18 protein-coding genes, 1 tRNA gene and 1 other RNA gene are annotated in these 18392 nt (G+C 70.7%); 8 read left to right on the top strand and 12 right to left on the bottom strand.

The window, feature by feature from the left end:
* Nucleotides 1-172: 172 nt before the first annotated feature.
* From AS029_RS04355 to AS029_RS04345, 3 genes are all read right to left on the bottom strand, one after another.
* Nucleotides 173-1360, bottom strand: coding sequence for an acetyl-CoA C-acetyltransferase (locus AS029_RS04355; protein ID WP_058231372.1), 1188 nt, complete (start codon nt 1358-1360; stop codon nt 173-175).
* On the bottom strand, nt 1357-2013 hold the full coding sequence (locus tag AS029_RS04350) for a CoA transferase subunit B (protein ID WP_175456630.1): 657 nt from the start codon (nt 2011-2013) through the stop codon (nt 1357-1359). The genes AS029_RS04355 and AS029_RS04350 overlap by 4 nt, the downstream gene beginning before the upstream one ends.
* Nucleotides 2014-2115: 102 nt before the next feature.
* Nucleotides 2116-2886 (bottom strand): CoA transferase subunit A, encoded by a 771-nt coding sequence (locus AS029_RS04345; protein WP_058231371.1) that lies wholly within the window; start codon nt 2884-2886, stop codon nt 2116-2118.
* Between the two features lie 102 nt (nt 2887-2988).
* Here AS029_RS04345 and AS029_RS04340 point away from each other — a divergent pair, with 102 nt between their 5' ends.
* The 3 genes from AS029_RS04340 (at nt 2989) to AS029_RS04330 (ending at nt 5572) form a co-directional block, all read left to right on the top strand.
* Nucleotides 2989-3786: an IclR family transcriptional regulator gene (locus tag AS029_RS04340; protein ID WP_058231370.1), complete on the top strand. Its 798-nt coding sequence runs from the start codon at nt 2989-2991 to the stop codon at nt 3784-3786.
* Between the two features lie 50 nt (nt 3787-3836).
* Entirely contained in the window at nt 3837-4304 is a 468-nt protein-coding gene (locus AS029_RS04335; protein WP_058231648.1) for a MarR family winged helix-turn-helix transcriptional regulator, read from the top strand.
* Nucleotides 4305-4369: 65 nt separating this feature from the next.
* Complete coding sequence (locus tag AS029_RS04330) at nt 4370-5572, top strand: MFS transporter (protein WP_058231647.1); 1203 nt, start codon at nt 4370-4372, stop codon at nt 5570-5572.
* Nucleotides 5573-5688: 116 nt separating this feature from the next.
* Here the strand turns inward: AS029_RS04330 and AS029_RS04325 are convergent, their stop codons facing one another.
* Nucleotides 5689-7362, bottom strand: a complete 1674-nt coding sequence (locus tag AS029_RS04325; RefSeq protein ID WP_058231369.1) for a DUF4082 domain-containing protein — start codon at nt 7360-7362, stop codon at nt 5689-5691.
* A 717-nt stretch (nt 7363-8079) separates the two neighbouring features.
* Nucleotides 8080-8155, bottom strand: a tRNA-Lys gene (locus AS029_RS04320).
* Nucleotides 8156-8259: 104 nt separating this feature from the next.
* On the opposite strand from AS029_RS04320, the gene AS029_RS04315 reads away from it, so the two are divergent.
* Both AS029_RS04315 and AS029_RS04310 read left to right on the top strand, forming a co-directional pair.
* The gene (locus tag AS029_RS04315) at nt 8260-9075 is read left to right on the top strand and encodes an inositol monophosphatase family protein (RefSeq protein ID WP_058231368.1); all 816 of its coding nucleotides are present in this window, start codon (nt 8260-8262) and stop codon (nt 9073-9075) included.
* Complete coding sequence (locus AS029_RS04310; RefSeq protein WP_058231367.1) at nt 9072-9674, top strand: hypothetical protein; 603 nt, start codon at nt 9072-9074, stop codon at nt 9672-9674. Before AS029_RS04315 ends, AS029_RS04310 begins: the two co-directional genes overlap by 4 nt.
* Here AS029_RS04310 and AS029_RS04305 read toward each other — a convergent pair.
* Entirely contained in the window at nt 9658-9966 is a 309-nt protein-coding gene (locus tag AS029_RS04305; protein ID WP_058231366.1) for a hypothetical protein, read from the bottom strand. The two genes, AS029_RS04310 and AS029_RS04305, sit on opposite strands and share 17 nt — an antisense overlap.
* A gap of 62 nt (nt 9967-10028) precedes the next feature.
* Here AS029_RS04305 and AS029_RS04300 point away from each other — a divergent pair, with 62 nt between their 5' ends.
* A complete protein-coding gene (locus tag AS029_RS04300; RefSeq protein WP_058231365.1) occupies nt 10029-10568 on the top strand; it encodes a YaeQ family protein in 540 nt (179 codons plus the stop codon).
* A 75-nt stretch (nt 10569-10643) separates the two neighbouring features.
* Here the strand turns inward: AS029_RS04300 and ssrA are convergent.
* Nucleotides 10644-11013, bottom strand: a transfer-messenger RNA (tmRNA) gene (ssrA, locus tag AS029_RS16830).
* A gap of 284 nt (nt 11014-11297) precedes the next feature.
* On the opposite strand from ssrA, the gene AS029_RS04295 reads away from it, so the two are divergent.
* The gene (locus AS029_RS04295) at nt 11298-11954 is read left to right on the top strand and encodes an SIMPL domain-containing protein (protein ID WP_058231364.1); all 657 of its coding nucleotides are present in this window, start codon (nt 11298-11300) and stop codon (nt 11952-11954) included.
* Between the two features lie 233 nt (nt 11955-12187).
* Here AS029_RS04295 and smpB read toward each other — a convergent pair whose 3' ends face one another.
* The 4 genes from smpB to prfB all read right to left on the bottom strand — a co-directional run bounded on the left by smpB (nt 12188) and on the right by prfB (nt 15950).
* Nucleotides 12188-12664, bottom strand: coding sequence for an SsrA-binding protein SmpB (smpB, locus tag AS029_RS04290; protein WP_058231363.1), 477 nt, complete (start codon nt 12662-12664; stop codon nt 12188-12190).
* A gap of 86 nt (nt 12665-12750) precedes the next feature.
* On the bottom strand, nt 12751-13668 hold the full coding sequence (ftsX, locus tag AS029_RS04285; RefSeq protein ID WP_058231362.1) for a permease-like cell division protein FtsX: 918 nt from the start codon (nt 13666-13668) through the stop codon (nt 12751-12753).
* Nucleotides 13665-14711 (bottom strand): cell division ATP-binding protein FtsE, encoded by a 1047-nt coding sequence (ftsE, locus tag AS029_RS04280; protein WP_058231361.1) that lies wholly within the window; start codon nt 14709-14711, stop codon nt 13665-13667. Before ftsE ends, ftsX begins: the two co-directional genes overlap by 4 nt.
* Nucleotides 14712-14837: 126 nt before the next feature.
* On the bottom strand, nt 14838-15950 hold the full coding sequence (prfB, locus tag AS029_RS04275) for a peptide chain release factor 2 (RefSeq protein ID WP_058231360.1): 1113 nt from the start codon (nt 15948-15950) through the stop codon (nt 14838-14840).
* Nucleotides 15951-16021: 71 nt separating this feature from the next.
* On the opposite strand from prfB, the gene AS029_RS04270 reads away from it, so the two are divergent.
* The gene (locus AS029_RS04270) at nt 16022-17257 is read left to right on the top strand and encodes an MFS transporter (RefSeq protein WP_058231646.1); all 1236 of its coding nucleotides are present in this window, start codon (nt 16022-16024) and stop codon (nt 17255-17257) included.
* 49 nt (nt 17258-17306) lie between these two features.
* Here the strand turns inward: AS029_RS04270 and AS029_RS04265 are convergent, their stop codons facing one another.
* On the bottom strand, nt 17307-18329 hold the full coding sequence (locus AS029_RS04265) for an NADPH:quinone reductase (RefSeq protein WP_058231359.1): 1023 nt from the start codon (nt 18327-18329) through the stop codon (nt 17307-17309).
* Between the last annotated feature and the right edge of the window lie 63 nt (nt 18330-18392).

Here is an 18392-nt window from a genome sequence, read left to right as displayed (position 1 = left end):
CGAACTCCGGAAGAATGCGCCGCCAACCACCGCCCACACGCAGAATTCCGGGGCACCGGCCGCTCGGCGGCACCGGATCTCCGGAGTCAGGCACCATGCCGGACCGCAAGCCCGCCGCCCCCGGGCGCCTCCGATCCGAGGCGCCCCCGCCGCTCACGGCACCCGCCGCGGGTCAGCGGGTCAGGATCAGCGCGTCGCCCTGACCGCCGCCGCCGCAGAGCGCGACCGCCGCCGTGCCGCTCCCCCGCCGCACGAGCTCGTGCACCGCGTGGACGACGAGACGATTGCCCGAGGCGCCGATCGGGTGACCGATCGCGATACCTCCGCCGTGCGGGTTGACGACGTCGTCGGAGAGACCGAGCTCGACCTGCGAACGGGCGACGACCGCACCGAACGCCTCGTTGATCTCGACGAGGTCGAGGTCGGATGCCGAGATGCCCTGCTTCTCGAGCGCCCGGGCGATGGCGCGGGCCGGCTGATCGTGCAGCGAGTTGTCGGGACCGGCGACCTGGCCCGCGGCGCCGACGACCGCGAGCACGTCCCAGCCGTGCTGCTCGGCGACCGCGCGGGTGGTCACGACGACGGCGGAGGCGCCGTCGGAGATCTGCGAGGCGTTGCCCGCGGTGATCGAGCCACCCTCGGCGAACGCCGGGCGCAGCTTCGCGAGGGTCTCGACCGTGGTGTCTACGCGAATCCCCTCGTCGGCGCTCACGACGACCGGGTCGCCCTTGCGCTGCGGGATCTCGACGGGCACGATCTCCGCCTCGAAGACCCCGGCGCTCTGCGCGGAGGCAGCGCGCTGGTGGGAGCGGGCGGCCACGGCATCCTGTGCCTCGCGGGTGATCTCGTACCGGGCGTTCGCGCGCTCGGTCGAGGCGCCCATGCTCTCGCGGTCGTAGGCGTCGGTGAGACCGTCGAAGGCCATGTGGTCGAGCACCTCGACCGAGCCGTACGCATATCCCTCGCGGGAGTTCATCAGCAGGTGCGGGGCGCGGGTCATCGACTCCATGCCGGCCGCGACCACGACCGTGGCGTCGCCGAGACGCAGCATGCGGGCGGCGTCGATGACCGCGGTCAGCCCCGACAGGCAGACCTTGTTGATCGTGGCGCTGTGCACGTCCCACCCGATGCCCGCGGCGACCGCCGCCTGGCGTGCGGCGTTCTGCCCGGCGCCGGCCTGCAGCACCTGTCCGACGAGCACGGCGTCCACGGTCTCGGCCGGAATGCCGCCGCGCTCGAGCGCCCCGCGGATCGCGGCGGCGCCCAGCTGCACGGCGGTGAGGGGCGCGAGCTGACCCTTCAGCCGCCCCTGCGGGGTGCGGGCGGCGGCGACGATGACGATGTCGTTCTCGGCGTTCATGCGGTTTGGATCTCCTCGGTGAGTCGCACGGTCAGCTCGGGCTCGGTGGCACCCCGTACCTCGTCGACGCTGACGCCGGGGGCGAGCTCGACGAGCACGAGTCCATCCTGCGTCACATCGATGACGGCGAGGTCGGTGATGATGCGGTCGACCACGCCGCGACCGGTCAGGGGCAGGGAGCAGGCGTCGACGATCTTCGGCGAGCCGTCTCTGGCGACGTGCTCCATCAGCACGATCACCCGCGCCGCGCCGTGCACGAGGTCCATCGCGCCGCCCGGGCCCTTGACCATTTTCCCGGGGATCATCCAGTTCGCCAGGTCTCCGGACGCCGACACCTGCATCGCCCCGAGGATGGCGGCGTCGATCTTGCCGCCGCGGATCATGCCAAAGCTCAGCGCCGAGTCGAAGAACGCCGCTCCCGGGAGCGTCGTCACCGTCTCTTTGCCGGCGTTGATGAGGTCGGCATCCACCGCGTCCTCCGTCGGGTAGGGCCCCACGCCCAGGATGCCGTTCTCCGACTGCAGCACGACGGTGACACCCTCGGGCACGTGGTTGGGCACGAGGGTCGGCAGGCCGATGCCGAGGTTGACGTACGCGCCGTCAGCGAGCTCACGGGCGGCGCGGGCCGCCATCTCGATCCGGGTCAGGGCCATGTCAGTTCTCCTCTGGGACGGTCGGGGTCGGTGCGGGGCGGGGCCCCGGAACGCGAGGTCCCAGAGCCTGTCGAAGGGAGCGGAGGGCGCGGATCCGCGCCCTCACCGGCCGCCCTCGCGAACCGTGCGCTTCTCGATGCGCTTCTCGACCGCGCCGACCTCGACGATGCGGTGCACGAAGACGCCTGGCAGGTGCACGGCATCCGGCTCGATCTCGCCGGGTTCGACGAGGTGCTCGACCTGCACGATGCACGTGCGTCCGGCCATCGCGGCGAGGGGGTTGAAGCTGCGCGCAGCCTTGCGGAAGACGAGATTGCCGTGGCGATCGCCCCTGTGGGCGTGCACCAACGCGAAGTCGGTGGTGATGGCTTCTTCCAGCACGAACTCGCGGGACTGACCGTTCACGTCGAAGGTGCGCACGTCTTTCGCGGGAGATGCCACGGCGATGCCGCCGGAGCCGTCGTAGCGGCGCGGCAGACCGCCCTCGGCGACCTGGGTGCCCACGCCGGTCTGCGTGTAGAACGCGGCGATGCCGGATCCGCCGGCGCGCAGCTTCTCGGCGAGGGTGCCCTGGGGGGTGAGCTCGAGCTCGAGTTCCCCCGACAGGAACTTCCGCTCGAACTCCTTGTTCTCGCCCACGTACGACGATGTCATCTTGCGGATGCGACCGGCTCCGAGCAGGATGCCGAGCCCCCAGTCGTCGACGCCGCAGTTGTTCGACACGACCGAGAGGTCGCGCGTGCCCTGGGCGAGGAGCGCCTCGATGAGCGCGATGGGGTTGCCGGAGAGGCCGAACCCTCCGACTGCGAGCGAGGCCCCGTCGGGGATGTCGGCGACGGCGTCGGCGGCCGACGGCCAGGTCTTGTCGATCACGCGCACTCCTTCGAACAGCGTGTTCCCATGCTGCGTCCGCCGCCGGCGCCGCACCGAGCGCGTTCTTGCGATGTGGATGCCAGGCGGCGTACCGTCCACATCGTGGACACCCCCGATACGCGAGGCCCGCGGAGCACCGTCCCGGGCGCCCAGGCCATCGCGCGTGCCGCGCACCTGCTCCGACTCGTCACCGCGGCCGGCGACGCGGGCGCGACCGTCGGCGACCTGGCGCACGACGCCGACCTGACCCGTCCCACCGCGCATCGCCTACTCAGCGCCCTGCGGCTGGAGGGGCTGGTCGATCGCGACGACACGACCGGTCACTGGCTCCCGGGGCCCGAGCTCTATCTGATGGGCAGCGTCGCGGCATCCCGATTCGACGTCACCGCCGTTGCCCGCGACATCGTGCGCTCGCTCGCGGTGCGCACCGAGGAGAGCGCCTTCCTGTCGGTCAGGCGGGGCGACGAGACGGTGTGCCTCGTGCGCGAGGACGGCAGCTTCCCCATCCGCTCGTTCGTGCTGTCGGAGGGGGTGCGGTTCCCGCTCGGCGTCGCGTCGGCGGGATTGGCGATCCTGGCGTTCCTCCCGCCTCAGGATGTGGACGCCTACCTGGAGCGGCACCCCGAGCTGGCCGAACGCTGGGGCGCGTCGCACTCCCCCGCGCGCCTGCGCACGCGCGTCGCCGACACGAAGGCGCGAGGCTACGCCGTGAATCCGGGCCTGATCGTCGAGGGCAGTTGGGGTGTCGGCGCGGCGGTGTTCACCCGCTCCGGCGACCCGCAATGGGCTCTCAGCCTCACCGGGGTCGAGTTCCGCTTCGGCGGTGAGCGGCTCGCGGAACTCGGACGGATCCTGCTCGCCCACGCGCACCAGCTCTCGACGCGCATCGCCGCCCGCTGATCCGCACAGATTAGATACCGCAGGTATATACCTGCGGTATGCTTTTCGTCATGACCCGCGACGACGACCTGCAGACACTCCTGCTCGCGGTGCACGCCCTCACGCGCATCGCGGCCCTCGACACCCACAACGACGCTCCCGCCGCGCAGTGGCGCACCCTGACGCTGCTGCGCGATCACGGACCGCAGCGTCTCGGCGACCTGGCCACCCTCAGCCGGGTGACCCAACCGGGCATGACCCGCCTCGTGCACCAGATGGATGCCGCGGGCCTCGTCGAGCGCGCCGCGCACCCGACCGATTCGCGCGTCAGCGTCGTCCGCGCCACCGCCCGCGGTCTCGAGGCGCTCGCGGTGTGGTTCGAGCAGTTCCGCGCCGCGCTCGCCCCGCACGTCGCCGACCTGTCACCGGAGGAGTGGGATGCCGTCGGCGTCGCCGCCTCCGCCCTCTCCCTGCGTGTCGGGCTGGTGCCCGTCGCGACCCTCGACACGTCACGCGAGAAGAAGGAGGTCGTCCGGTGAGCGCCGACACCACCCCCGTCACGAGCCCGGCCGCCACGCGGCAGCAGTCGCCCGCGGCATCCCGGATCTGGAAGCAGCCCGCCCAGGTGTGGGCCGTCGCCTTCGCATGCGTCGTCGCGTTCATGGGCATCGGGCTGGTCGACCCGATCCTGCCCGCGATCGCCGAATCGCTCGAGGCGAGCCCCGTCGAGACCGAACTGCTCTTCACCAGCTACCTCGTCGTCACCGGCCTCGCCATGCTCGTGACCAGCTGGATCTCGAGCCGCATCGGCGCCAAGGCGACCCTGCTCGTGGGCCTCGCGCTCATCGTCGTCTTCTCACTGCTGTGCGCCCTCAGCGGCAGCGTCGACGCCATCATCGGCTTCCGTGCCGGCTGGGGTCTCGGCAACGCGCTCTTCATCTCCACCGCCCTCGCCACCATCGTGGGAGCGGCGTCCGGAGGCAGCTCGGCGGCGATCATCCTGTACGAAGCCGCCCTGGGCCTCGGCATCGCCATCGGTCCCCTGCTCGGTGGCATCCTGGGCGAGATCAGCTGGCGCGGCCCGTTCTTCGGCGTCGTCGCCCTCATGGCCATCGCCTTCGTCGCGGTGACGGTGCTGTTGCGCGGGCCCGCGCCCGAGCGCACGCCGCTGGCGTTCAGCGCCCCGTTCCGCGCCCTCGGGCGTCCGGCGCTCGCGATCCTCGCCGCGACGGCACTGTTCTATAACATCGGCTTCTTCACGCTGCTGGCGTTCTCGCCGTTCCCGCTCGGCTTCGGCGCGATGGGGATCGGGCTGACGTTCTTCGGCTGGGGCGTCGGGCTCGCGGTCACGAGTGTGTGGGTGGCGCCGATCCTGCTGCGGCGGCTGCGACTGACCACCGTGCTGCTGATCGCGCTGCCACTGCTCGCCCTCGATCTGCTCGTCGCGGCGTTCGTCGTGTCGTCGGCCGCGGCACTGGTGGCCTGCATCGTGGTGGGAGGGCTCGTGCTCGGCGTCGTCAACACCGCCCTCACCGAAGCCGTCATGGAGGCGACCGACCTACCCCGGTCGGTGGCGTCGTCGGCATACTCGGCCGTGCGCTTCCTCGGCGGCGCGATCGCTCCCCCGCTCGCCGCCCTGCTGTGGCACACATACAACGCGGGCGTTCCGTATGTCGTCGCCGCGGTCGCCGTCATCGTCGCGAGCGCCTGCATCCTCTTCGGTCGGCGCCTGCTCGCCCACATCGACGGCACGCACCCGGATGCCGCCGACGAGGGCGCGGCGGTGCTGGTGGGCGACGCCGCGTGAGGCGCAGCCGCTGACCGCATCGCGCCGTCAATACGCCGGAGGCGCCGGATGCCGGCACGTCGATCACGTGCGGCCTCCGGCGCCTCGGTCGTTGGCGCCTCGCGCCGTGGGTCGGGTCAGCCCCAGATGGCCGCCAGACGCTCGGCCGTGGGGACGGGAGCCATCTCGTCGAGGTCGTCGAGGGTCAGCGGCTGAAGCTTGCTGAACCCGCGGTCGCCCTTCGTGCTCTCGGACGATTCGACCTCGGTGAACGAGTACGACGTCGAGACGCTGCCGGCGACGGTGGAGGTCTCCATCGCCAGGTCCGACCAGGTGCCGTGCAGCGAGTTGGCGGCCGTGACGGGCTGGCCGCCCGCGTAGACCGGGTAGCGCTGCTGGCTCGTCTTGCCGCCCACGACGAGGGTGTTGCGGATCTCTCCGCCGCTGTTGCTGCCCGCGATGATCCCCTGGTTGGAGGAGGCGAAGACGGCGGAGTCCTCGATGACGATGTCGGTCATAGTGCCCTTGCCCGACGTGGTCACGAACTGGATGGTGTCGGTGTGGGCGTTGGAGCCGCGCTCCTTGTAGTGCGGAGCCGCGTACAGGCCCGAGAACGTCAGTCCGTCGATGTGGAAGCCGTCGGCGGACTTGACCTCCATGCGGTCGTAACCGGCCCCGGCGACCGCCTCGGTACCCGCGACGACCTCGACGACGTCGACGTCATTCACCCCGCGGCCGCCGTTCGCGGTCACGAGCAGGGTGGACACGGTGGAGTAACCGAAGCCGAACGATTCGACGTTGCGGAGCATGACGGACGTGTCGCCCAGGTCGATGCCGATGATCGACACGCCGCGCACACCGACGAACGAGATGCCCTTGTCGCCGGCGGTCTTCACGGTTCCGATGCCGTCACAGGGGGTGACGAGGATGCGGGACGCGCGCTGCGCGTTGCCGATGTCTTGCAGGACCCCCTTGGCGCTCGACCCGGAGCCGTTGCCGCCGGTGATCGTGCCCGGTGCGACGCAGATGACGACGTCGTCGGAGGTCTTGGACTCCGCGACGATCGCCGCGGAGATGGCTGCCCAGGTCGGCTTGACGCTCACGACGCGCGCGTTCTCGATGCGGGGGGTGTTCTCGGGCCAGTGCGTTCCATCGGGGCCCACGGCACGGATGAGTCCGGCGGGGTCCGGCGCGGGTGCGCTGGTTTCCTCCGGCACGGGCGCCGGCTCCGGCGCGGTCGTCTCGGGCTCAGTCGGCTCGGTGCCGGTTTCGAGGTCGGGCTCGGCGGTGAAGGCGATGTCGACGAGCCCGCTGGAGGTCTGGCCGATGGTCGGGAATCCGGCGGAGGCCTTGTACACACCCGCCTTCGCGGGGGTGACGATGCCGTTGGTCGTCTTCGCCTCGGCGAAGAAGTTCTCGATGGCGGGGATACGGCCGTCTTTGTCGAGCACGCTGACGGTGTACGTGACATCGGCGTCGAGGTCGAGGTCGATCGGGACGGTGCGCCAGCCGACCGCGGCGACGGGGTTGACCGGCGCCTGCGCGAGAAGGGCTCCGGTCGACGACCACACCGACGCGCTGACCACGCCCGAGTTCGGCGCGTTCTGGTAGAACCGCACACCCGAGAGGGTGCCCGACTCCGCGGGCTTGAAGGTGAACCCGACCTCGAGGGGACCGGGGACGGGCATCGCGAGCACCTGCGGTTTGACGCCGTCGGGGTGGACGCCGAGGGGCGCGGTCACCGCGGCGACGCTGGGGGTCGCCGTGCCGGCGACCAGGGCGGCGGCAGCGGTGAGAGTCGTGAGGAGCATCGCGCGCCGGCGAAGGGCGGACGAACGGGACGGAACACCAGGGACGGCGTTGAGTTCCATGGGCGCATCGGGCTTTCGGCTCGTGCTCAGGGTGCGCATTGTTTTGTGTACGCCCCGCGGCGGGTGTGAATATGAAGACCGCTGCGGCGCAGCAGATCTGACCATATACCTGCACCATTACGGGTGGATTAACAATAGACCGCCCCGACTACCTAATTTGCACCGAGACCGTCGCTCGCAGCCCCGGTAGCCGGTCGACCGGAGCCGGGGGCGCCCCGCGCCCCTATGTCGCAGCGATGATTCACCCCGACATTCCACTCGGAGGGAAACGCCTGCTTGACAACGATCCGAGCCGTGTCTCATGATGACGTCAACACGCCGTCAGCCCCTGTCGAGGAATTGTCGACGGCGGCGGAGACGACGAGAGCGACCACGTCGCGATGCGCTGGGCGAAAGAGACTGCCTCGGCGCGCAGAATCGACCGGCGCGATCGATCAATGGACCGCGGCGGCGCCATTACTGCGCGCCGACGCGGTGGGATCGCCGACCTCGGCGACCATGAAGGGCCGCGCTCCCGGGCGGGACGGGTTGTACCCGGGCCGCAGTGCCCGCTCATCCCGCACCCGTGCCGCGGTCAGCCGGGTGATCTCAGCGCAGCCCGCGGGTGAAATGCGAAATCCCCTCCCGGCTGCACGGCCGTGGAGGGGATTTCGTGTGTGGTGCACCCCCTGGGACTCGAACCCAGAACCCACTGATTAAGAGTCAGTTGCTCTGCCGATTGAGCTAGAGGTGCGTTCCGTTTCGGCCCGAAACTCGCGTTCCGAACCGAGGGATTACGTTACCAGGCGTGACGCGGGCACACCAAATCGGCCGCGGGTCGACCGTTATCCTGGAGCCGTGTCCCCTCTCGAAGCGCCCTGTCCGACGCTCCCCGACGACCTCGCCCTCGCCCTTCGCCTGGCCGATGCCGCCGACGCCGTGTCGATGCAGCGTTTCGACGCGGCCGACCTCCGCATCGACACCAAGCCCGACCGCACGCACGTCACCGAGGCCGATCTCGCGACCGAGAGAGCGATCCGCCGCATCCTCGATGCCGAGCGGCCCCACGACGCGGTTCTCGGCGAAGAGTTCGGCACCTCCGGCGACACCGCACGTCGGTGGGTCATCGACCCCATCGACGGAACGCACAACTACATGCGCGGCATCCCGGTCTGGGCGACGCTGATCGCCCTCACCGTCGACGGCGTGCCGCAGGTGGGCGTGGTCAGTCAGCCCGCCATCGGACGTCGCTGGTGGGCCGCCGTAGGCCATGGAGCCTGGACATCGACCGCGTCGGGTGAGACCCGCGGCATCCGGGTGTCGGAGGTCGACGAGATGGGTGCCGCGAGCATCAGCTTCCAGAGCATCGAGCAGTGGGACGGCGTCGGGCTGCTCCCCGCGCTCGAGAGCCTCACCCGCGTGGTCTGGCGCGACCGTGCCTACGGCGACGCCCTGCCGTACATGTGGCTCGCCGAGGGGCGCCTGGAGCTCGTCGCCGAGTTCGACGTGAAAGAGTACGACATCGCCGCGATCGCCCCGATCGTGCGCGAGGCCGGTGGGCGCTTCACCGCCTTCGACGGCTCCGACCGGCTCGACGCGGGCTCGTCGTTCGCGACCAACGGCATCCTCCACGACGCCTTCTCGGCCGCCTTGCGCGACGAGGCCGCCCGATGACCGGGTGGCGTCGTCGCGGCATCCTCGCCGCCGCGGCTGCTCTGGCCGTCGGCGCGACGCTGACGGCCTGCACGGGGCAGAGCCCCGATGCGGCGCCCAGCGTCGCGGAATCAGCCGCGGGTCCCTCGATCGCGGCTCCCGAGACCACGGCGACACCCGCGTCGGAGACGCCCGATCCGACCTGCGAGAACATCATCCCGCAGGCCACAGCCGACGACTTCACGAGTCTCGGCTGGGCCAGCCAGGAGGAGCCGTTCCGCATCGGAGCGACGACCATCGACGACGGCATCCAGTGCAAGTGGGGCGACCAGAAGATCGCCTCCGACCGCGTGCAGATCTTCGGGTGGGCGCCGATCGACGACGCGACCGCGGTGAGCGCGCGCAACGAGCTCGTCGCATCCGGCTGGCAGGTCGAGGTCGACGCCGACGGGACGTACGTCACCGAGAACCCGGAGTGGCTGGGCGGTCGCGGCGTCGACGGCTACGGTCTGACCTACCTGTTCGGCGAAGGGTGGGTGAAGCTCGCCGACACGCGGCAGAGCCTGATCCTCGTCGACGCGCCGCGGCAGGACGCGGCGGACGTCAACGGTACGGATTGACCGCCGCGGCGTCCCGCGCCGCCGCGAAACCCTCGTCCCACGCGTCGCCCCGCGCCTCTCCCGCCCGCCACAGCTCGTCGGCGCGGAGCACCTTGTGGGCGAAGGCGACCCAGTCGCCCCAGGTGGCGGTGATGCCCGGCGAAGCGTCTGCTCCCGCCGCCTGAGCCCCGCTGGAGGCGCGCGCCTGAGCCCCGCCGGCGGCGCGCGCCGCGGCGGTCCAGGTCGCCGCATCGGGTGTGGGCGCGAGGTGGAAGGGGCCGACGTCGATGCGGAGCGCGCGAGGGTCAGGCATGCCCCGACCCTAGACGGCGCGGAGCCCGTCGTCGCGTCCACGCTCGCGTAGGCTCGATCCTCGTGGCTATCGGCTCGACCATTCACACGTTCACGGTGCAGCTGTCCGACGTCGATCGCGGCGTCTACGACGAACTGCAGCTGCGCGTCGCCCGGCATCCGTCTGAGACGGCTCCGTACATGCTCACGCGCGTGCTCGCGTACTGCCTCGAGTACGAGGAGGGCATCGGCTTCAGCGAGGGCGTCGCCGCCACCGACGAGCCCGCCGTGATGGTCACCGACCTCACCGGTGCCCTCGTCGCATGGATCGAAGTCGGAGCGCCGGATGCCGCGCGCCTGCACACCGGCAGCATGAAGGCCGAGCGGGTCGCCGTCTACACGCACCGCGATCCCGACAAGGTGTCGGCCGCGTGGGCCGGCAAGCGCATCCACCGCGGCGACGAGGTGCTGCTGCACAGCTTCGACCCCGGCTTCGTCGAGCGACTCGCCGAGAGCATCGAGCGCCGCAGCACCGCCACCCTCACGCGCACTGAGGGACGCATCTATCTCGAGCTCAACGGCACGTCGGGCGAGAGCGACATCCACACGCGCGCAGCGGCCTGAACACGACGAAACCCCCGCCCCGCCGAGACGGGCGGGAGCGGGGGCTTCTTCTGACGACTCGATCGTGACAACGGCTCGTGGAGCTGGGGGGAATCGAACCCCCGTCCAACGCTGGGTCTCCGCGTTTTCTCCGGGCGCAGTCTGTGCAGACGTTCTGCTCGGCTCCGACCTTTGTCACAGACACCTAAGTCGACGAGCCCAGCCTGGGAAAAGTCCCGCGTGACGTCCAGACGCCATCACGCAGCAAGACCCCTAAATGACGCCAGGATCCGTGGCGGGGTCACACACGGTCTGACGGACTATCGGGCTCGCTTAGGCAGCGAGGGCGAAGTCAGTGCGCTTAGCATCGGCACTTATTGTTTTGCAGGGAGCGTTTACGAGATAACCCCACATCCTCGGCCCGCTTCTCGCGGGTTCGCAGGCGCTGTCGAAACCGATCAGCCCCGGGAACTCCGTGAAGGAGCGGCCGTTGTCACGCTGTTGAGTTGCCAGCTCGGGAGCCGAAGCACCCGAGCATCACAGTCTACAACGGATCGCGGGCCGGGATGATTCCCGGCCGCCACGGCTTTCGGTCTGCGGGCGGCTGGAAGCCCCTGGTGTGCGTGCCGGGCTCCGGAGAATCAGACCCGCCGTCGCGCCATTCCGAGCCGCCGCCCCCACCCCGCGCCGCTTCTCCGGAGCCCGGCCCGGGCTGGCGCAGCGCGCAGAGCCGTCGCGTATGCTCGCGCCATGAGCGACGTCGTCATCACCGTCCGAGGCGAGAGCAGTGCCCGCGTGCGAGCGGAGGAGGCGGCGGTGCGCGTCACGGTCTCGACCGACGGCCCCTCGCGCGGCCCCGTGGTCGAACGCGCGCAGGAACGTGCGTCAACGGTGCAGGACGGCCTGGTCGCGCACCTGCGCTCCGGCGAGGTGTCGGAATGGTCGAGCGCCCGCGTGTCGGTCTGGTCCGACAGGCCGTGGAACAACGAGGGCGTCCAGCTCCCCCTCGTGCACCACGCCAGCGTCGAGGTCTCGGCGACCTTCACCGACGCCGGTGCGCTGTCGTGGTGGTTGGGCGATGTCGCCGAGTCCGACGACGTGCAGGTCACGGCGGTCGAGTGGCGCCTCTCCCCCGACACCCGCGCGCGCGTGGAGCGCGAGGTCGCCGCTGAGGCGGTGCACGTCGCCGTCGAACGCGCCGCCGCGTACGCGGACGCGCTGGGGCTGGCATCCGTCTCCGCCGTCGAGATCGCCGACGCCGGCCTGCTCGGCGCTCGCCCCGAAGCGCCGGCGCCGATCAACGCGCGCCTCATGGCCGCGAGCAACGCCCACGGACCGTCGTTCAGCCTGCAGCCGCCCGAGATCGACGTGACGTCGGTCGTCGAGGGGCGCTTCCGCGCGGAGTAGCACCGAAGGACCCTGTCGAGCCACACCCTCGCGGGCCCGCACCGCGCCCCGCGCGGCTGTCCGACCGACACCCGACGCCGACGACCCCGAGGCCCGCACGACGCGACGCCATCCTCCGCGAGCCCCACGGTCACCGGCCCCGCCCCGCACGACGCCGGTCGAGCGAGCCGCACGGGCACGGGCCGCGCAACCCCACACGGCGCCAGCCGACAAACCCCGCGACCGACCCCGGCCTACTCGCCCAGGCGGTTCTTCGTGCGCATCGCCCGCTCGGCCTCGCGCTTGTCTTCGCGCTCGCGGATGGTCTGGCGCTTCTCGAACTCGCGCTTTCCCTTCGCCACGGCGATCTCGACCTTCGCGCGCCCGTCGAGGAAGTACAGCCGCAACGGCACGAGCGTGTAGCCGCCCGCCGACACCGCGTGCGACAGCTTGATGATCTCTTCTTTGTGCAGGAGCAGCTTGCGCGTGCGCTTGGCGGAGTGGTTGGTCCAGTGCCCCTGCGAGTACTCGGGGATGTGCACGGCGTCGAGGTAGGCCTGCCCGCCGTCGATGTAGGCGTAGCCGTCGGTGAGGTTGGCGCGTCCCTGACGCAGCGACTTCACCTCGGTGCCGGTCAGGATCAGACCGGCCTCGTAGGTCTTCTCGATGGCGTAGTCGTGACGCGCCTTCTTGTTCGACGCGATGAGCTTCTCACCCTGCTCACGAGGCATGGTGCCACCTCCTCATGATCATGGGCACACGGAGCCTTACAGATTACCCCACACCGGATGCCGGCTTCGCGCGGGGCGCCGATCCGCTAGGCGCGGAGCCAGCGACGGATGGCGAAGCTCGCGCTGAGGGCCGCGAGCACGACACCCAGCACGACGATCACCGGGATGACGATGGCCACGTCGCCGATGTCGACCCACGACGTGATGAAGCCGACGCGGTCGCGCAGGTACTGATCGACGCCGACGCCGACCATCGCCCAGACCGCGACGCTCGCGAGCGCCGAACCGACGAGGGCCGCCAGCACGCCCTCGAGGACGAACGGCGTTTGGATGAACCGGTTGGACGCTCCCACGAGACGCATGATGCCGAGCTCGCGCCGGCGGGCGAAAGCCGACAGCCGGATGGTGGTGGCGATCAGCAGCACGGCGGCGATGAGCATGAGCCCGGCGATGCCGACGGCGACGTAGGTCGCCACCGTCAGCGTCTGGAAGAGGGGCTCGAGGTACTGCAGCTGGTCGGTGACGTCTTCGACGCCGGTCTGACCGCTGAAGGCCTCGATGATGACGTCGGACTGGCGTTGGTCGACGAGGTTGATGCTGAACGTGGCATTGAACTGGTCGGCGGTGACCACGCCGAGGATGTCCTCGGGCAGCAGGCCCTTGGCGTTCTCGAACACCTGCTCGCTGGTCGCGTAGGTGTAGTCGCGGATCAGCGGGGCGAGAGCGGGTCCGTCGAGCTTGGCCTTGACCGCGTCGATCTGGTCCTGGGTGGCGGCCTGGCCGGCTTGACAGGTGTCGACGTCGGAGACCGTCGCGCACATCGACACCGCCACCTGGGCCCGGTCGGCCCAGTACGACTGCATCTTGCCGATCTGCATCTGCATGAGCATCGCCGCGCCGACGAAGGTCAGCGAGACGAAGGTGACGAGGATGACGGAGATCACCATCGACGCATTGCGCCGAAGGCCCGTGAAGGCCTCCGACAGGATGAGTCCGATCCTCATGTCGTGGGTCCCACTTCGTCGCTGCCGTCTTTCTTCGTGCCGAGCCCGAGCCGGTCGGCCAGGCCGAGCTCGTCGACGTCGGGGGTCGTGACCGGGATGAACCCGGTGGTGGTCGAGGGCTCGCGCGGCGCCCGTGCGGACTCGTCGACCGGGGCCTCGGCGGACGGCGCCACGGGGGCGGATGCCACGGCATCCGGTGTCGACGCGGTCCGGGGCGCGGGCGCGGCCTCCGTCTGGGGCAGCGGCTCGACCGGGCCGGTGAGACCGGTGACCTCGCGCTGCACCTCGAGCACGGCCGTGAGGGCGGCGACGGCCGCCGCGCCCTTCTCGACCTCGGGTGTCAGGCGCGGGATGCTGGCCGTGTCGCCGTAGCCGCCGCCGCGCTCATCGCGCACCAGCTCGCCGCCGCGCAGCTCGATCACGCGCCGCTGCATCTGGTCGACGAAACCGGCCTCGTGCGTGGCCATGACCACGGTGGTGCCGCCGGCGTTGATGCGGGCGAGCAGGCGCATGATGTCGGTGGAGGTACCGGGGTCGAGGTTTCCGGTCGGCTCGTCGGCGAGCAGCACCTGGGGGCGGTTGACGAGTGCGCGCGCGATCGCGACGCGCTGCTGCTCCCCGCCCGACAGCTCGTGCGGGAGGCGCTTCTCTTTGCCGTCGAGGCCGACCAGCGCGAGCACCTCGGGCACGGCCTGCTGGATGAAGCCGCGCGACGAGCCGGTCACCTGCAGCGTGAAGGCGACGTTCTGGAACACCGTCTTGTTCGGCAGCAGGCGGAAGTCCTGGAAGACCGAGCCGATCTCGCGACGGAAGTAGGGCACCTTGCGGTTGGACAGGGTGCGCAGGTCGCGGCCGAGCACGACGACGCGCCCCTCGCTGGGGGTCTCCGCCCGCAGGATGAGCTGCAGGCACGACGACTTCCCCGACCCCGAGGCGCCGACGAGGAAGACGAACTCCCCGCGGAGCACTTCGAAGTCGACGGCGTTCAGGGCGGGCTTCGCGGTGCCGCGATACCGCTTGGTGACGTTCTCGAACCGGATCATGGCTCGACGAGCCTAAACGGGCGTTCTGGGCACGCCGTCAAGACGCGCCGTGACCCGGAACGGAGAAAGCCCTGTGGATGCCGGGGCACCGGCATCCACAGGGCTTCTCGGGAAACGGGAGACGCGTCAGTCGTCGTCGTCTTTGCGCTTGCGCCAACGGATGCCGGCGGCGATGAGGCCGTCGAGGTCGCCGTCGAAGACGACCGCCGGGTTTCCGACCTCGTAGCCGGTGCGAAGGTCTTTCACCAGCTGCTGCCCGTACAGGAAGTAGGAGCGCATCTGGTCGCCCCAGCTGGCGGTGATCGTGCCCGCGAGCTCTTTCTTCTTCGCCGCTTCTTCTTCGCGCTTGAGCAGGAGCAGACGGGTCTGCAGCACGCGCATGGCGGCCGCGCGGTTCTGGATCTGCGACTTCTCGTTCTGCATCGACACGACGAGACCGGTGGGGATGTGCGTGATGCGCACGGCGGAGTCGGTCGTGTTGACCGACTGGCCGCCGGGGCCCGACGAACGGAAGACGTCGACGCGGATGTCGCCCTCGGGCACGTCGACCTCGACGGCTTCTTCCATGACGGGGATGACCTCGACCGCGGCGAAGCTCGTCTGGCGCTTGTCGGCGCCACCGAAGGGGCTGATGCGCGCGAGACGGTGCGTGCCGGCCTCGACCGAGAGCGTGCCGTAGGCGTAGGGCACGTCGACCTCGAAGGTGGCCGATTTGATGCCCGCGCCCTCGGCGTACGACATGTCCATGACCTTCGCGGGGTACTTGTGACGCTCGCACCAGCGCAGGTACATGCGCAGCAGCATCTCGGCGAAGTCGGTGGCGTCGTCGCCGCCGGCGCCCGAGCGGATGGTCACGACCGCGGAGCGCGCGTCGTACTCGCCGTCGAGGAGCGTCTGCACCTCGAGCTGGCCGATGACGTCTTTCAGCGCGGCGAGCTCGCGGCGGGCCTCGTCGGCGGAGTCTTCGTCTTCCATCTCGATCGCGAGCTCGACGAGCACCTCGAGGTCGTCGAGGCGCTGCTCGATCTCGGTGATGCGCTTGAGCTCGGCCTGGCGGTGGCTGAGCCGGCTGGTCACCTTCTGCGCGTTGTCGACGTCGTCCCACAGGTCGGGCGCACCGGCCTCTTCGTTCAGGCGGTCGATGTCGGCTTTGAGTGCGTCGACGTCGACCACGGCCTGGATATCGGCGAAGGTCGAGCGCAGCGCCTGGATGTCGGCGGTCAAATCGAGTTCGAGCATTTGGCATCCAGCCTATCGTGGAGACGGTGACAGCCAACTCTCCCCGGAACGTGCTGGTGCGCTTCGCGCCGATGATCTACGGACCGACGCTGCTCTTCGCCATCGGCGAGGGCGCGGTCATCCCCCTGATCCCCGTGATCGCCGACCGGCTCGGCGCCGACGTGGCGCTGGCCGCGCTGGTGGCATCCGCGCTCGTCGTCGGTCAGCTCTGCGGCAACATCCCGGCCGGGTGGGCCGTCGCCCGCTTCGGCGAGCGCGTGACGATGGGCGTCGCCGGCATCGTGGTGCTGGCGGGCCTCGTGGGGATCGTGTTCGCCCCGTCGCTGCTGTTCTTCGCCGCGGCGGTCTTCCTCATCGGATTCTGCGCCGCGGCGTTCGCGCTCGCGCGCCACTCGTTCATGACCACGCGCGTGCCCCTGCATTTCCGCGCCCGGGCGTTGTCGCTGCTGGGGGGAACGTTCCGGCTCGGCATGTTCGTCGGCCCGTTCATCTCGGCGGCGCTGCTCGGGATCTTCGGCGACGAGACGGCATCCGTCGTCTTCTTCGCCGTGTGCCAGATCGCGGTGATCCTGCTGGTGTTCCTCGGACCGGATCCCGAGAAGGCCGTCCCCGTCGGCGCGGGCGCGATGCGGCGCTCCCCCACCGGGGCGGGCGAGGCCGAAGACAGCGGCGAGCCGGTGACCGGGGCCATCCCGATCGTCGAACGGGTCGGCGTCTTCCGCACGATGTGGCGATTCCGGGGCGTTCTCGCGCGGCTCGGCCTGGCGGCGGCCTCGCTGTCGGCGGTGCGTTCGGCCCGGCAGGTGGTGCTCCCGCTGTGGGGCGTGTCGCTGGGGTCGGACGCCGGCACGATCGCGGTGGTCGTCGGGGTCTCGGGGGCGATCGACTTCGCCCTGTTCTACGCGAGCGGCCAGGTCATGGACCGCTTCGGCCGTCTGTGGGCGGCACTGCCGGCGATGATCCTCATGGGTGCGGGGTTCCTGTCGCTGTCGTTCACGCACGAGCTGGGGTCGGCGGCCATGTGGTACGCGATGTTCGCCGCGGTGCTGGGGGTGGGCAACGGCCTGTCGAGCGGCATCCTGCTGACCCTCGGCGCTGACATCGCCCCGCCGAACGAGCCGGCCGCCTTCCTCGGTTCGTGGCGCACGTTGACGGATGCCGGGGGCGCGGTGGCTCCGCTCATCGTGTCGGCGCTCACGGCCGCTGCCTCGCTATCGGTCGGCGTCGGCGCGATGGGGGTGATCGCCGTGCTCGGAGCGGTGGGCTTCATCCGGTGGGTGCCGAGGTACGTGCCGCGGGCGCGGTGAGGAGCCGGGGTCGCGCATCAGCGCGGCCCCGGCGGTTCTCATGCGGCGGTTACTCCGCGTCGCCGACGCGGATGAGCACCTTGCCGGTGGCGCCGTCCGCGACGGCGTCGTGAGCGGCGGCGGTCTCGGCGAGCGCGAACCACGTCAGCGGCAGCCCGGCATCGTCTCCGACCGGCAGCACACCGTCGGCGACGGCGGCCGACACGTCGTGGGCGGCGGCGGCGAGGGCGTCTTCGCCGACCGTGTAGAGCAGCAGTCCCTGCCAGCGCACGTTCTTGGCGAAGCTGGCGCGCACCGCGGCGGAGAAGCGGTCTCCGCCGTTGTCGGCGTAGTAGCCGATCGAACCGTGGTTGGCGATCACCTCGACGTCGAGGGCCGCGTTGTCGGCGATGGCGACCTCGACGATGTGGTCGACCCCATTCGGGGCGAGCTCGCGGATGCCGTCGGCGAGCGTCTCGCTCGGGTACTGCACGACGTGGTGGGCACCAGCCGCGCGGGCGAGTGCCTCTTTCTCGTCGCTGCTGACGGTGGCGATGACCGTCGCCCCGGCCCACACCGCGAGCTGGATCGCGGCGTGCCCGACGGCGCCGGCGCCGCCCTGCACGAGCACCGTCCGCCCGTCGAGGGCGCCGGGGGCCAGCCGCGACGGTCCGTTCTCGTGCACGGTCAGCGCGCGGTGCGCGGTCATCGCCGGAACGCCGAGGCTCGCACCGAGGGCGAACGAGGCGTCATCGGCCAGCGGCACCGCGCGAGACGCGGGGATGACGGCGTACTCGGCGGCCGTGCCCGTCGGGCGCTCGTGCTGGGCGAGGTAGATCCACACCCGCTGCCCCACCGAGACGTCGTCGACGCCGTCGCCGACGGCATCCACCGTTCCCGCCCCGTCCTGGTTCGGGGTGACCTCGTCCCACGAGAACGGGCGACCGCCCTCGCGCGCCTTCCAGTCGGTCGGGTTCACGCCCGACACGGCGATGCGCACGCGCACCTCGCCGGGCCCGGGTTCGGGCAGAGGACGCTCGACGAGCGTGAGGACGGAGGAGTCACCGGTCTGGGAGTACGTGATCGCCTGCATACAGAGGGACAAGGGGCACGCGGCGGCTCGCATTCCCGCTCGGCGTGTCGTGGCGGCGCCCGC

This window comes from Microbacterium enclense (assembly GCF_001456955.1).
GTDB classification, from domain to species: Bacteria; Actinomycetota; Actinomycetes; order Actinomycetales; family Microbacteriaceae; genus Microbacterium; species Microbacterium enclense.
This window is presented reverse-complemented; position numbering and strand designations above follow the sequence as displayed.

Excerpts from the sequence above, each read along its gene's own strand:
- smpB (WP_058231363.1), bottom strand. The coding sequence starts at position 12,664 with ATGCCTCGTGAGCAGGGTGAGAAGCTCATCGCGTCGAACAAGAAGGCG.
- AS029_RS04310 (WP_058231367.1), top strand. The coding sequence starts at position 9,072 with ATGACCGGGTGGCGTCGTCGCGGCATCCTCGCCGCCGCGGCTGCTCTG.
- AS029_RS04355 (WP_058231372.1), bottom strand. The coding sequence starts at position 1,360 with ATGAACGCCGAGAACGACATCGTCATCGTCGCCGCCGCCCGCACCCCG.
- AS029_RS04350 (WP_175456630.1), bottom strand. The coding sequence starts at position 2,013 with ATGGCCCTGACCCGGATCGAGATGGCGGCCCGCGCCGCCCGTGAGCTC.
- AS029_RS04295 (WP_058231364.1), top strand. The coding sequence starts at position 11,298 with ATGAGCGACGTCGTCATCACCGTCCGAGGCGAGAGCAGTGCCCGCGTG.
- prfB (WP_058231360.1), bottom strand. The coding sequence starts at position 15,950 with ATGCTCGAACTCGATTTGACCGCCGACATCCAGGCGCTGCGCTCGACC.
- AS029_RS04270 (WP_058231646.1), top strand. The coding sequence starts at position 16,022 with ATGATCTACGGACCGACGCTGCTCTTCGCCATCGGCGAGGGCGCGGTC.
- ftsE (WP_058231361.1), bottom strand. The coding sequence starts at position 14,711 with ATGATCCGGTTCGAGAACGTCACCAAGCGGTATCGCGGCACCGCGAAG.
- AS029_RS04305 (WP_058231366.1), bottom strand. The coding sequence starts at position 9,966 with ATGCCTGACCCTCGCGCGCTCCGCATCGACGTCGGCCCCTTCCACCTC.
- AS029_RS04335 (WP_058231648.1), top strand. The coding sequence starts at position 3,837 with ATGACCCGCGACGACGACCTGCAGACACTCCTGCTCGCGGTGCACGCC.
- ftsX (WP_058231362.1), bottom strand. The coding sequence starts at position 13,668 with ATGAGGATCGGACTCATCCTGTCGGAGGCCTTCACGGGCCTTCGGCGC.
- AS029_RS04325 (WP_058231369.1), bottom strand. The coding sequence starts at position 7,362 with ATGCTCCTCACGACTCTCACCGCTGCCGCCGCCCTGGTCGCCGGCACG.
- AS029_RS04265 (WP_058231359.1), bottom strand. The coding sequence starts at position 18,329 with ATGCAGGCGATCACGTACTCCCAGACCGGTGACTCCTCCGTCCTCACG.